The sequence below is a fragment of the Humibacter ginsengiterrae genome (assembly GCF_054780115.1).
Genome location: NZ_BAAGWY010000007.1, coordinates 69,841 through 82,271, shown reverse-complemented (window position 1 = coordinate 82,271; position 12,431 = coordinate 69,841). Strand labels below are relative to the sequence as shown.

10 protein-coding genes are annotated in these 12,431 nt (G+C 66.8%); 6 read left to right on the top strand and 4 right to left on the bottom strand.

All coding sequences use genetic code 11. The features are described 5' to 3' along the window. Positions 1 to 5 precede the first annotated feature (5 nt). Positions 6 to 1,325, bottom strand: coding sequence for an exodeoxyribonuclease VII large subunit (gene xseA / locus ACYVII_RS10230; RefSeq protein ID WP_460534827.1), 1,320 nt, complete (start codon positions 1,323 to 1,325; stop codon positions 6 to 8). Between the two features lie 62 nt (positions 1,326 to 1,387). Between xseA and ACYVII_RS10225 the strand changes: the two genes are divergently transcribed. Both ACYVII_RS10225 and ACYVII_RS10220 read left to right on the top strand, forming a co-directional pair. Beyond that, positions 1,388 to 2,419, top strand: coding sequence for a 4-hydroxy-3-methylbut-2-enyl diphosphate reductase (locus ACYVII_RS10225; protein WP_460534825.1), 1,032 nt, complete (start codon positions 1,388 to 1,390; stop codon positions 2,417 to 2,419). Continuing rightward, positions 2,416 to 3,009: a DUF6264 family protein gene (locus tag ACYVII_RS10220; RefSeq protein ID WP_460534550.1), complete on the top strand. Its 594-nt coding sequence runs from the start codon at positions 2,416 to 2,418 to the stop codon at positions 3,007 to 3,009. Before ACYVII_RS10225 ends, ACYVII_RS10220 begins: the two co-directional genes overlap by 4 nt. Positions 3,010 to 3,057: 48 nt before the next feature. Here ACYVII_RS10220 and fbaA read toward each other — a convergent pair whose 3' ends face one another. Continuing rightward, positions 3,058 to 4,092, bottom strand: a complete 1,035-nt coding sequence (fbaA, locus tag ACYVII_RS10215; protein WP_460534548.1) for a class II fructose-bisphosphate aldolase — start codon at positions 4,090 to 4,092, stop codon at positions 3,058 to 3,060. A gap of 266 nt (positions 4,093 to 4,358) precedes the next feature. Between fbaA and glpX the strand changes: the two genes are divergently transcribed. After that, positions 4,359 to 5,318, top strand: coding sequence for a class II fructose-bisphosphatase (glpX, locus tag ACYVII_RS10210; RefSeq protein WP_460534823.1), 960 nt, complete (start codon positions 4,359 to 4,361; stop codon positions 5,316 to 5,318). Between the two features lie 21 nt (positions 5,319 to 5,339). Here the strand turns inward: glpX and ACYVII_RS10205 are convergent, their stop codons facing one another. Both ACYVII_RS10205 and ACYVII_RS10200 read right to left on the bottom strand, forming a co-directional pair. Continuing rightward, positions 5,340 to 6,692 (bottom strand): DNA recombination protein RmuC, encoded by a 1,353-nt coding sequence (locus tag ACYVII_RS10205; protein ID WP_460534546.1) that lies wholly within the window; start codon positions 6,690 to 6,692, stop codon positions 5,340 to 5,342. Between the two features lie 176 nt (positions 6,693 to 6,868). Continuing rightward, positions 6,869 to 7,453, bottom strand: coding sequence for a 3'-5' exonuclease family protein (locus tag ACYVII_RS10200; protein WP_460534544.1), 585 nt, complete (start codon positions 7,451 to 7,453; stop codon positions 6,869 to 6,871). A 309-nt stretch (positions 7,454 to 7,762) separates the two neighbouring features. Here ACYVII_RS10200 and ACYVII_RS10195 point away from each other — a divergent pair, with 309 nt between their 5' ends. From ACYVII_RS10195 to ACYVII_RS10185, 3 genes are read left to right on the top strand one after another with little or no spacing between them, the layout of a single operon-like run. Continuing rightward, positions 7,763 to 9,496 (top strand): ABC transporter ATP-binding protein, encoded by a 1,734-nt coding sequence (locus tag ACYVII_RS10195; protein WP_460534542.1) that lies wholly within the window; start codon positions 7,763 to 7,765, stop codon positions 9,494 to 9,496. Continuing rightward, positions 9,493 to 11,607 carry an ABC transporter ATP-binding protein gene (locus tag ACYVII_RS10190; RefSeq protein WP_460534540.1) on the top strand — a complete coding sequence of 705 codons (2,115 nt, stop codon included), beginning with the start codon at positions 9,493 to 9,495 and terminating at the stop codon, positions 11,605 to 11,607. Before ACYVII_RS10195 ends, ACYVII_RS10190 begins: the two co-directional genes overlap by 4 nt. Before the next feature lie 30 nt (positions 11,608 to 11,637). Then, positions 11,638 to 12,387, top strand: a complete 750-nt coding sequence (locus ACYVII_RS10185) for a class I SAM-dependent methyltransferase (protein WP_460534538.1) — start codon at positions 11,638 to 11,640, stop codon at positions 12,385 to 12,387. Positions 12,388 to 12,431: the final 44 nt, after the last annotated feature.

The window sequence follows — 12,431 nt, the reverse complement described above, 5'->3', positions numbered from 1 at the left end:
CCATCCTAGGAGCGGGTCGCCGCAGACGGGCTGGGTGCCTTCGCGGCTGGGGAACGACGACCGACGGGTGCTTCTGTGGACGCATCGCGGCCCAGGTCACCGACGTGCGAAGGATGCTCGCCAAGGGAAGTCGCGCGGAGGCGCCCTTCCGCCAGCGCCACCAGGAGTTCGGAGCCGGTCGGAGCATCCTCGGGGCGGCGCACGACACCGTCTGGGCCTTGCACGATCGCGTATCCACGGTCGAGGGTGCTCTGCGGCGAAAGAGCACGCAGGCGCACGGACAGCTCACGGGTCGTGTTCTCCGCACGCTCGACGCAACGATCGACCAGCTCAGTACCGCGGGCGACGTAGCGAGTGAGGTCTTCGGCGCGGGACGCGACGATCCAGTCGTGGGACGACAGGGCGGGGCGCGACCGCAACTGGGCGATGCGGTCGATCTCGTGGGCGAGCAACGCCGTCACTCTCGTCGTCATGCGCATCGATGCCTGCTGCACGCGCAGCAGTTCTTCTGCGACATCGGGGACGACCCGCTTGGCGGCATCCGTCGGCGTCGACGCTCGCAGGTCGGCGACATCGTCGAGGATCGGCCGGTCGTTCTCGTGCCCGATCGCGCTCACCAGCGGTGTGGCACAACCGGCCGCGGTGCGAACGAGGTTCTCGTCGCTGAACGGAAGAAGATTCTGGAAGTCGCCACCACCCCGCGCGACGATGATCACGTCGACCTCGGGATCGGCGTCGAGCTCACGGATGCCCGCCGCGACGTCGCCCGCAGACCGGTCGCCCTGTACGGCGGCGTGCCGCACCCGGAAACGCACCGCAGGCCAGCGCAGCTGCGCGTTGCGCAGAACATCCTTCTCTGCGTCGGAGTCCTTGCCGGTCACCAACCCGATGCAGTGCGGCAGGAAGGGGAGGGCCTTCTTACGGCTCTGCTCGAAGAGGCCTTCCTCACGCAACTGAGCGCGCAGCCGTTCCAGCCGTTCCAGCAGGTCGCCGAGTCCGACATGACGCATGTCGTAGACCTGCATCGTGAGCGTGCCGCCCTTGAACCAGTAGTTCGGCTTGATCAGGGCAACGACCCGGTCGCCCTGCTTCAGGTCGGCCGGAATACGGGAACGGGTGGACGACCAGATCGTGAACGAGATCGTCGCATCGGCCTCGCAGTCCTTGAGCTTGCCGTAGACGTTCCCGCCGGAAACACCCCACTGCGTGATCTCGCCCTCGACCCAGACGCTTCCGAGCCGGTCGATGTAGTCGCGGAGCTTGCCGGCCAGAATGGCGACCGGCCACGGCGCTTCGACCGTGGGCAGGGCATCCGGCACGCTCAGTTCCCTCCACTGTTGTCGACCTAAGCTTGAGTACCGTGAGCAACACGACTATCGACCTGGCGATGCCGCGCGTTCCCGGCGTTCGGGGCAGGCTCAAGGATAACCCGGTGGTCGGACGCAAACGGGTTCTGCTGGCCTCACCCCGTGGATACTGCGCGGGTGTGGATAGAGCCGTGATCGCCGTCGAGAAGGCGATCGAGCGCTACGGCGCACCTATTTACGTGCGCAAACAGATCGTGCACAACATCCATGTCGTCTCGACGCTCGAGCAGCGCGGTGCGATCTTCGTCGACGACGTCGACCAGGTGCCGGAGGGTGCTCACGTCGTGTTCAGTGCGCACGGAGTCGCGCCCTCCGTCGTACAGGCGGCCGCCGATCGTGGACTGCGCGCCATCGACGCCACCTGCCCGCTCGTCACCAAGGTGCACCGCGAGGCCGTGCGGTTCGCTCGTGACGACTACGAGATCCTGCTCATCGGCCACGCCGGGCACGAGGAAGTCGAGGGCACGGCAGGCGAGGCGCCGGAGCACGTCACCCTGGTGAACGGCCCCGACGACGTGGACGGCCTGCGGGTGCGGGATCCGGAGCGTGTGGTGTGGCTGTCGCAGACCACGCTGTCCGTCGACGAGACGATGGAGACCGTGCGCCGCCTGCGCGAGCGCTTCCCGAACCTCGCCGACCCGCCGAGCGACGACATCTGCTACGCCACGCAGAACCGCCAGGTCGCCATCAAGAAGGTGGCGCAGGAGGCCGACCTCGTCCTCGTCGTCGGATCGGCGAACTCGTCCAACTCCGTCCGGCTCGTCGAGGTGGCGCTGGAGAACGGGGCGAAGGCCGCGCACCGTGTGGACTACGCGAGCGAGGTCGAGCAGGAGTGGCTCGAGGGCGTGAGAACCGTCGGCGTCACGAGCGGGGCATCGGTGCCGGAGGTGCTCGTGCAGGAGCTGCTCGACGATCTGGCGGATGCCGGCTACCGCGACGTCGAGATCGTCAAGACGGCCGAGGAGGACCTCATGTTCTCGCTGCCGAAGGAGCTGCGGCGAGACGAGACCGGAACGCAGGATGCCCGCGCTCTCGGAGGACGAGCCCGATGAGCGATCCCGTCTCCCGTCCCCGGCCGCAGTACGGCGAGTACGCGACGCCGGAGGAGCAGCGTGCTGCGATCAAGGCGCCGGAGACGAACCCGCACTACGCGCCGCCCGACGAGCATCCCGCGTACGCTCCGCAGGCGTCGCCGCTTCATCCCGATGCGGCGGAACGCTTCACCCCTCCGCAGCAACCGGATGCCGAACGTCCTTCCGACGCTCCGGCCGTGCTCCGGCACCCGGCCGACCGGGTGGTCACCATCGCGCTGCTTGTGCTCGGCCTCTTCAACGTGATCACCACGATCGCCGGACGCGACGGCATCGCCGGCCAGATCGACAGTGCCTACCACAGCATGGGACTGACCGGTGACTACGTCGTGACACCCCTCTCCGGGACGGTCGCCGACGTCGTCGCGATCGCGTTCCTCGCGTTGTGGGTCGTGGCGGCCGGGCTGTCCAGCTGGGCGATGCTGCGCGGCCGGATCGCGTTCTGGATCCCGCTGGCGGCGGGCGTCCTGGCGAGCCTGGTGAATGTCGTCGGCTATCTCATCCTGTTCTTGCACGACCCGACGTTCCTGGCCTACATGCAGCATCTGTGATTGAAGGGCGCCGGCTTCCAGCCGACGCCCCTGAATCGATGCTGATCGTTACTTGCCGGAGAGCGACTGACCGGCCGAGCCGAGCTGTTGCGTGGCCTCGATGACGCGCTGGGCCATGGCGGTTTCGGCGACCTTGCCCCAGGCCCGAGGGTCGTACTGCTTCTTGTTTCCGACCTCGCCGTCGACCTTGAGCACCCCCGAGTAGTTCTCGAACATGTACCCGGCGATGGATCGAGTGAATGCGTACTGCGTGTCCGTGTCGATGTTCATCTTGATGACGCCGTTGGCGACCGCCTGCGCGATCTCCTCGTCGCTGGACCCGGAGCCGCCGTGGAAGACCAGGTCGAGCGGCTTCGGGCCGGTGCCGAACCGCTCCTGAATGCCCTCTTGGATCTCGCCGAGCAGCTCGGGGCGCAGCTTCACGTTGCCCGGCTTATACACGCCGTGTACGTTGCCGAACGTCAGCGCCGCGATGTAGCGGCCGTTCTCGCCGAGCCCGAGCGCCTCGACAGCCTTGGTCACATCGCCCACCGTGGTGTACAGCGCCTCGTTCGTGCCCTCGTGCTTGACGCCGTCTTCTTCTCCGCCGACGACGCCGATCTCGACCTCGAGAATGGCGTTGATCGCCCGAGTGCGCTTGAGCATCTCCTGCGCGATCTCGAGGTTCTCGTCGAGCGGCACAGCCGAGCCGTCCCACATGTGCGACTGGAAGATCGGGTTGCGTCCCGCCTTGACCTCTTCTTCTGATGCCGCGATCAGGGGCAGTACGAAGTCCTCGAGCGCCGGCTTCGGGCAGTGGTCGGTGTGCAGTGCCACCGTGATCGGGTAGCTCTTCGCCACTTCCGTCGCGAACCTGGCGAACGCGAGGGCTCCGGTCGCACGCGCCTTCACGGTGTGGCCGGCGAAGTAGTCGGCGCCGCCGGTCGTGACCTGGATGATGCCGTCGGACCCCGCCTCGGTGAGTCCCTGCAGGATGGCGTTGATCGACTGCGACGAGGAGGCATTGATCGCGGGGTAGGCGAAGCCGCCCTTCTTCGCGCGATCGAGCATCTCGGCGTACTGTTCCGGGGTCGCGATGGGCATGACGTCTCCTCATGAAGCAGGGGCGGATTCGCCACGAGTCTAACGAGTGCGGGGGACCGCCTCGGCGCGGGCGGCGGGGCCGTCGTGCACGCCAGTTCACGAGCTGTGAAGAATCCCAATTCATTCGCCACTTCACCGGTCGGGCGGGAGTCGATCTACTCCTAGCGTTGAAATCGACAACAAACGAAGGAGCGCTCGTGCCCAGCGACCTGATCGATCGACCTGCAGAGGATGCCGCCACGAGCGAGCAAGCCCACCGAACGGCGGTGCTGCGACCGGACCGCAACCTCGCGCTCGAGCTGGTGCGTGCCACAGAGGCCGCGGCCATCCGGGCCACCCCCTGGATCGGCAAGGGACGTAAGAACGATGCGGACGGCGCCGCCGTCGACGCCATGCGTGCCTTCCTGTCCACTGTCGACTTCGACGGCGTCGTCGTGATCGGTGAGGGCGAGAAGGACCACGCGCCGATGCTCTTCAACGGCGAGCACGTCGGCACCGGGCGCGGGCCCGCGTGCGACATCGCCGTCGATCCGATCGACGGCACGTCGCTTACGGCTGCCGGCCGGCAGAATGCCCTCTCCGTCATCGCGGTGAGCGATCGCGGCACGATGCTGGATGCCTCCGGTGTGTTCTACATGGACAAGATCGTGACGGGACCCGAGGGCGCCGGTGTCGTCGACATCCGCAAGCCGGTGGGGGAGAACCTGCGTGCGCTGGCCGACGCGCTCGGCAAGGACATCGGGGAGCTGCGCGTCGCGGTGCTCGACCGGCCTCGTCACACCGAGCTGATCGAGGAGATCAGGGAAGCCGGGGCAGGCACGCGCCTCATGCTCGACGGCGATGTGGCCGGCGGAATCAACGCGGCCCGCCACGACTCGCGCATCGATGCGTGCATCGGCATCGGCGGAAGCCCTGAGGGCATCACAACGGCGTGCGCAATCAAGGCGCTCGGTGGTTTCATGCAGGCGCGTCCAGCGCCCCGAGACGAGGAAGAGCGCGAGCGGGCATTCGCTTCCGGGCTGGACCCCGAGCGGGTGTACGAGCTGGAGGATCTCGTGGCCGGCGACAACACGATCTTCGTGGCGACCGGCGTCACCGACGGCGGCCTCGTGGACGGCGTGCGTCGTGAGGGTCCGCTGATCCGCACCAGCAGCATCGTGCTCCGCTCCACCTCGGGCACGGTACGCCGCATCTCGGCGGAGCACCTCGTCTCGAAGTGGTGGTGACCAGCGCTCGGCAGGACCCAGTCAGCGCCGACGATCGCCGATGGCGATCGGTTCCGCCGGCCGGTCATCGGATTCCGGCTCGGACTCCAGCGCACCGACGAGTTCGAACGCCGTCAGTTCGCGCGGCGACTCCTCGAGGCCGGTGAGCGAGGGGATGACCTTCGACTCGTCGAGTGCCCCGAGTTTGCGCGCCGACGGCAGCACCTGCCTCTCCAGGGAACCGACGAACTTGTTGTAATCGTTGACCGTGCCCTTGATCGAGCGGCCCAGCTTGTCGATGTGCGCAGCCGTCGTGGCCAGACGTGAGTACAGCTCGCGGCTCAGGTCGAACAGCAGCTTCGCGTCTTGCGTCAGCACGTCCTGCTGCCAGCTGAACGCCACGGTCTTGAGCACCGACCACAGCGTCACGGGGGATGCCAGTGCCACGCGCTTGCCGAACGCGAACTCCATGATCGTGGGATCGGCCTCCATCGCCCCGGAGACCAGCGACTCGCTGGGGATGAACGCGATGACCATCTCGGGCGAGGCATCCAGACCGGCCCAGTACGCCTTGCTGCCGAGCGTCGTGATGTGATCGCGCACGGCCTTCACATGCTGCTTCATGAGCGCGGCGCGTCGTGCGGCTTCCTCGCCCGTGGCTGTCGCCGGAATCTGGCTCGCCTCCAGGAATGCGTTGAAGGGCGCTTTCGCGTCGACCGCGATGTTCTTGCCTCCCGGAAGGTGCACGACCATGTCCGGCCGGCCAGCGCCGGCGTCCGAGCTGATGCTCGATTGCACATCGAAGTCGACGCGTTCCAGCAGCCCTGCGGCCTCGACGACGCTGCGCAGCTGGGTCTCGCCCCAGACGCCCCTCGTGCTGTTCGAGCGCAGCGCGGAGGCCAGCGCTTCGGCGGTGCCGCGCAGCCGCTCCTCGGATTCCGATGCGGACCTCAGTTGCTGGGCGAGCTCGCCGTGCTGCCTGCTGCGCTGCTCCTCGAGGTCGGCCACCTTCTTCTGCATGCCCTGCAGCGACTCACGCACCGGGGCGAGCGCCTGGAGCACCTTGCTCTCGGCATGTTCGCGTTCACGCTGTGCGGCGAGTTCCTGACGCTGCCGCTCGGCCAGCTCCTCGTACTGCTGCTGCTGGCGCCGGATGCTCTCGTGCAGTCCGTCGGCGGTCGCCGCCATGGCCGCGAGCTGTTCGCGGAGGGCCGCCTGCGCCGTATGCTCCTCTGCCCGCACCTCGGCCAGCTCCATCGCGTGCCGCGCGGCGATCACCTCAGGAGACTCGGCCGCCGCCGGTTCGTGCACGCCCCGCCTGCCATAGACGAGGGCGCCGAACACGCCGGCTGCACCCCCGACGAGAAGGCCGATGATGAGGAAGAGAACGTCCATGCGTCCATGCTCCCAGCGGCCACTGACATCCGATTGAGGCCTTGCCGTGGATGCTCGCATCCATGGCAAGGCCGATTGAGGATGTTGAGCGGCGAAGCCGCGATCACATCACGATCGCGCCGCGTCTGGCCTGGCGAAGCCGCGATCACAAACCGGGGAGGTCGTACGGCGCGGGCTCAGGCCGCCGCTGCGACATCTCCGATGTGGCCCATGCGCACCGGCACGTTGGCGGCCAGCTCCTCCAGTGAGCGAGCGCCGTGTCGTCCCGCCGCGTGCACGATGATGGCGGCGCAGGCTTCGGCGTCGGCCAGCGCCTCGTGGTGGTTGAAGCCCTCGAATCCGGCGGCCATCGCCGCAATGGGGAGGCGGTACGAGTCGAGCGAGTACGTCTTGCGTGCGACCTGCAGGCTGCAGAGATAGTCGTAGCCGGGGCAAGGGATGCCCGTGGCCGCGCACGCACCGCGGATCACGCCCATGTCGAAGCCTGCGTTGTGTGCGACGAAGGCGTCGTTCCCGACGAAGTCGATGAGGTCGGCGAACTGCTCCGGCCAGCCACGGGCATCCGTCACATCCCACGCGTGGATTCCATGGATGCGGATGTTCCATTCCAGGAACGCGTCGTGCCCGGGCGGCGGCTTGATCAGCCAGCTCGCCGTGTCGACGACGCGGCCGTCGCGCACCTTGACGAGACCCACCGAACACGCCGACGCGCTGCTGGAGTTCGCGGTTTCGAAGTCGATGGCGGTGAAGTCCAGTGGCACGCGGTCATGCTCGCACGTGTGCGATCGATGTTCTGAGCACCACTCCGGCGTGCCCGGGAGGTGCTCTCGAAAGAGCGTGCTGAGAGCGATTCCGAGAAGGTGCTTGCGGCTGGCCCGCTCACGATATATCGTGTTCGAGGTTTCGCGATATATCGCGAGCCGGCACTGTTCGTCCGTGGCTCGACCGCGCTCGATTCCGCTGACAACAGAACGCGTACCGCGATGTCGGCGGTATGCCCCACAATGTAACGATCCCTCCGGCAAAGCCACGCACCGCCTGCCGACGCAACGCATCCATCGGAGTCTTCTGTGCTGTTCAAACTTCTCGTCCGTTCGCTGAAGCCGTACAAATGGCTTCTGGTCGGCGTGCTGGTCTTCCAGTTCGGGTCGGCCCTCGCCAGCCTCTTCCTTCCCAGCCTCAACGCCGACATCATCGACAACGGCGTCGCCAAGGGCGACACCGGCTACATCTGGCGCACCGGCACGCTGATGCTGGTCATCTCGTTCGGCCAGATCGTCACCTCGGTCATCGCCACCTACTTCGCGGCGATGGCCGCGATGCGGGCGGGGCGAGACATCCGCGACCAGATCTTCGACCGGGTCTCCGCGTTCTCCGAGCGCGAGGTCTCCTCGTTCGGTCCCGGGTCTCTCATCACCAGGAACACGAACGACGTGCAGCAGGTGCAGATGCTTGCCATGATGTCGGCGACGTTCCTCGTCTCGGCGCCGCTGCTGGCGATCGGCGGCATCATCCTCGCGCTGCGTCAGAGCCTCAGCCTGTCCTGGCTGATCGCCGTCGCCGTTCCCGTGCTCCTCATCGTCGCGGCACTCATCATCAGCCGAATGGTGCCGTTGTTCCGCAGCTACCAGAAGAAGCTCGACGCGGTGAACCGCGTCATGCGCGAGCAGCTCACCGGCATCCGGGTGGTTCGGGCGTTCGTGCGCGAGCCCATCGAAGAGGAGCGCTTCCGCGATGCGAACACCGACATCATGGTCGTCGGCCGCAAGGTCGGGTCGCTCTTCGTCCTGCTGTTCCCCGCGGTCATGCTCATCCTCAACGTGACGGTGATCGGGGTGATCTGGTTCGGCGGTGTCAAGGTCGACTCGGGCGAGGTGCAGATCGGAACATTGTTCGCGTTCATGCAGTACGTGATGATCATCCTCTCCGGCGTGATGATGGCGAGCTTCATGACGATGATGATTCCGCGCGCCGCGGTCTCCGCCGAGCGCATCAGCGAGGTGCTCGACACGGACTCGTCGCTGGAAAGGTCCGACCGCGCCGTCTCCGACTTCCCTGCACCGGGAACCGTCGAGTTGGCGGATGCGTCGTTCACCTACCCGGGAGCCGAGCATCCGGTGCTCTCCGGGATCAGCTTCACGGCGAGCCCCGGAGAGACCGTGGCCATCGTCGGATCTACCGGCGCGGGCAAGACCACCTTGATCTCACTGCTTCCGCGGCTGTTCGACGTCACCGACGGTGCCGCCAAGGTCAACGGGGTCGACGTGCGCGAGGCGGACCTGTCGTCGCTCTGGCAGACCATCGGGCTCGTGCCGCAGCGTCCGTTCCTCTTCTCCGGCACCGTCGCCTCGAACCTCCGGTTCGGACGTGAGGACGCCACAGACGACGAGCTGTGGCGAGCCCTCTCAATCGCCCAAGGAAGCGACTTCGTCGCCCAGATGGAGGGCGGCCTCGACGCCAGAATCGCGCAAGGCGGTACGAACGTGTCGGGCGGGCAGCGACAGCGGCTGGCGATCGCGCGAGCGATCGTGCACCGGCCGCGCATCCTCGTCTTCGACGACTCGTTCTCCGCGCTCGACTTGGCGACGGATGCCCGCCTCAGGCAGGCACTGTGGCGCGAGCTCCCCGAGGTGACCAAGGTCGTCGTCGCGCAGCGCGTCTCGACCATCACGGATGCCGACCGCATCGTCGTGCTCGACGACGGCCGCATGGTGGGCCTTGGCACACACGACGAACTGCTTGCATCGAACGACACCTATCGAGAGATCGTGGAATCCCAGCTCGGAGTGGAGGCAGGACGATGAGCGCCGCCCAGAAGACCGCGAAGGACCGGGCCGCGAAGAACGCTGTGCCGAAGGAGCTCACGCAAGAGGAGAAGCTCGAGCTGGAGCTCGCTGAGCAGGCCAGGCTGAGTGCAGACGACTGGAGCGGTGGAGTCGCGCCGGGCAAGGCGTCCAACTTCGGGCCGTCATTCCGCAGGCTCATCGGCCTGCTGAAGCCGAACGCAGTGGCATTCGTCTTCGCGTCGGTTCTTGGCGCCATCGGCGTCGTGCTCACCGTCATCGCACCGAAGGTGCTCGGCGAGGCCACGAACATCCTGTTCGAGGGCGTCATCTCGAAGCAACTTCCCGCGGGTGCCACGAAGCAGCAGATCGTCGACGGCCTCAATCGCTCAGGGCAGCATGACCTGGCGAACATCGTGCAGGCCATGCAGAACCTCGACCCGGGGCACGGCGTCGACTTCGTGCGGCTGAGCCAGGTGCTCGTCATAGTGCTCGCCCTCTATTGCGCCTCGTCGGTGCTCGGATGGCTGCAGGGCTACATCATCAACGTGATCATGGTGCGCACCATGTGGCGTCTGCGCGAGCAGGTCGAGGCGAAGATCAACGACCTGCCGCTCAGCTATTTCGACCGGGTGCAGCGTGGTGAGCTCATCTCGCGGGTGACGAACGACATCGACAACATCACGCAGATGATGCAGCAGTCGCTGTCCAGTGCGATCACGAGCGTGCTGACTGTGCTCGGCGTGCTCATCCTCATGCTGTCCATCTCGTGGCAGCTCACGTTGGTTGCGCTGGTCGCGCTACCGCTGATGGGGGTGATCTTCGGCGTCATCGGTCCGCGCTCGCAGAAGGCGTTCGGCATTCAGTGGCGCAAGGTCGGGCGGCTGAACGCCCGCGTCGAGGAGTCGTTCTCCGGTCACGCGCTGGTCAAGGTGTTCGGCCGCGAGGAGAGTTCGCGGGCGGCATTCCGTTCCGAGAACGAAGAGCTTTACCAGGCATCGTTCAAGGCGCAGTTCCTGTCGAACACGATGATGCCGGCCATGATGTTCATCGGGAACCTCACCTATGTCGGCATCGCGGTGCTCGGCGCGCTCATGGTCGCCGGTGGCCAGCTTCGCCTCGGCGACGTGCAGGCGTTCATCCAGTACTCGCAGCAGTTCACGCAGCCGCTGTCGCAGCTGGGCGGCATGGCGGCGGTCGTGCAGTCCGGTACGGCATCTGCGGAGCGGGTGTTCGAGCTGCTCGACCAGGAGGAGCAGGAGCCCGACGCCGTCGATGCGCCGGCGCCCGCGGACGGCGACGGCACGATCGAGTTCGACCACGTGTCGTTCTCGTACAGTCCCGACCGGCCGCTCATCACCGACCTCTCGTTCCGGGTCGAGCCCGGCCAGACGGTCGCGATCGTGGGGCCGACCGGCGCGGGCAAGACGACGCTGGTGAACCTCATCATGCGGTTCTACGAGCTGAACGGCGGGCGCATCCTGCTGAACGGGCAGAACATCGCCGACCTCACCCGGCATGACATCCGCGCTAAGACCGGAATGGTGCTGCAGGACCCCTGGCTGTTCGCCGGAACCATCCGCGATAACATCCGCTACGGGCGTGCGGACGCCACCGACGACGAGATCCATCAGGCGGCGGAGGCGACCTACGTCGACCGCTTCGTGCACTCGTTGCCCGACGGCTACGACACCGAGCTCGACGAGGACGCATCGAATGTGTCGGCGGGCGAGAAGCAGCTGATCACCATCGCTCGCGCGTTCGTCGCGAAGCCGAGCGTGCTCATCCTCGACGAGGCGACGAGCTCGGTAGACACCCGCACGGAGCTGCTGCTGCAGCACGCGATGAACGCGCTGAGGCAGGGGCGCACGTCGTTCGTGATCGCCCACCGGTTGTCGACCATTCGTGATGCCGACCTCATCCTCGTGATGGAGCACGGCGACATCGTCGAGCAGGGCACGCACGAGGAGCTGATCGCGGCGAAGGGTGCGTACTACCGGCTCTACAACGCCCAGTTCGAGCAGGCGGCGACGGAGCTCGACGAGGAGTTCGCGGGCATCCAGGATCCGCTCGAGCAGGAGGCCAGGGAGATCGCGGAGCGCGACGAGCCGGATGCCGCTGTGCTCGAGTGATGGCGCCGGCAGCCGCCGTATGGTGAGCACATGCAGTCACGCGATACGAAGCTCGAACATGCGCGATCGTTCGGGGGTGTCGCCGACGTGTACGAGGCATCCCGACCCGGCTATCCGCCGGAGGCGGTGACCTGGCTCGTGCAGCCCGAACAGTCGCATGTGGTCGACGTCGGAGCCGGAACGGGCAAGCTGACGCGTGCGCTGGCGGCAGGCGACCGGGAGGTCGTCGCGGTGGATCCGTCCACGCAGATGCTCGAGGTGCTGCGTAGCACGGTGCCGGGAGTGCAGACTCTCGTTGGATCGGGGGAGCGGATGCCTCTTCCCGACGAGTCCGTCGATGCGGTCACATACGCGCAGGCCTGGCACTGGGTGGATGCACAGGCGGCCTCCGCCGAGGCGGGCCGGGTGTTGAAGCCGGGCGGCACACTGGGCCTGATCTGGAACTTCCGCGACGAGCGCATCGACTGGGTGCGCCAACTCGGCATCGCGATGCACGCCGACGGCGATCAATACACCACAGGAATGGATGCCGACCCTCACGTTCACGCGCCGTTCGGCGAGCCGGAGACCGCCTCGTTCGAGTGGGCACAGCCGTTCAGCCGTGACGGCCTGATCGATCTGGTGCGCTCCCGCAGCTACTTCGCCGTGATGACCGTGCCGCAGAAGGAGCGCACGCTGCATGCCGTGCGCGAACTGCTCGATAAGCATCCGCAGCTCCTCGGCAGCGAGACGATCGAGCTGCCCTATGTGACGCTCGCGTTCCGATACGTACGGCCCTGACTGCTACGAGCCCCCGGTATCACGTCGGCCGGTCGGCCACCGGC

What these genes read in the sequence shown, in the direction of transcription:
- ACYVII_RS10225 (WP_460534825.1), top strand. Translation starts at nt 1,388, where the DNA reads ATGCCGCGCGTTCCCGGCGTTCGGGGCAGGCTCAAGGATAACCCGGTG.
- ACYVII_RS10220 (WP_460534550.1), top strand. Translation starts at nt 2,416, where the DNA reads ATGAGCGATCCCGTCTCCCGTCCCCGGCCGCAGTACGGCGAGTACGCG.
- fbaA (WP_460534548.1), bottom strand. Translation starts at nt 4,092, where the DNA reads ATGCCCATCGCGACCCCGGAACAGTACGCCGAGATGCTCGATCGCGCG.
- ACYVII_RS10205 (WP_460534546.1), bottom strand. Translation starts at nt 6,692, where the DNA reads ATGGACGTTCTCTTCCTCATCATCGGCCTTCTCGTCGGGGGTGCAGCC.
- ACYVII_RS10190 (WP_460534540.1), top strand. Translation starts at nt 9,493, where the DNA reads ATGAGCGCCGCCCAGAAGACCGCGAAGGACCGGGCCGCGAAGAACGCT.
- ACYVII_RS10185 (WP_460534538.1), top strand. Translation starts at nt 11,638, where the DNA reads ATGCAGTCACGCGATACGAAGCTCGAACATGCGCGATCGTTCGGGGGT.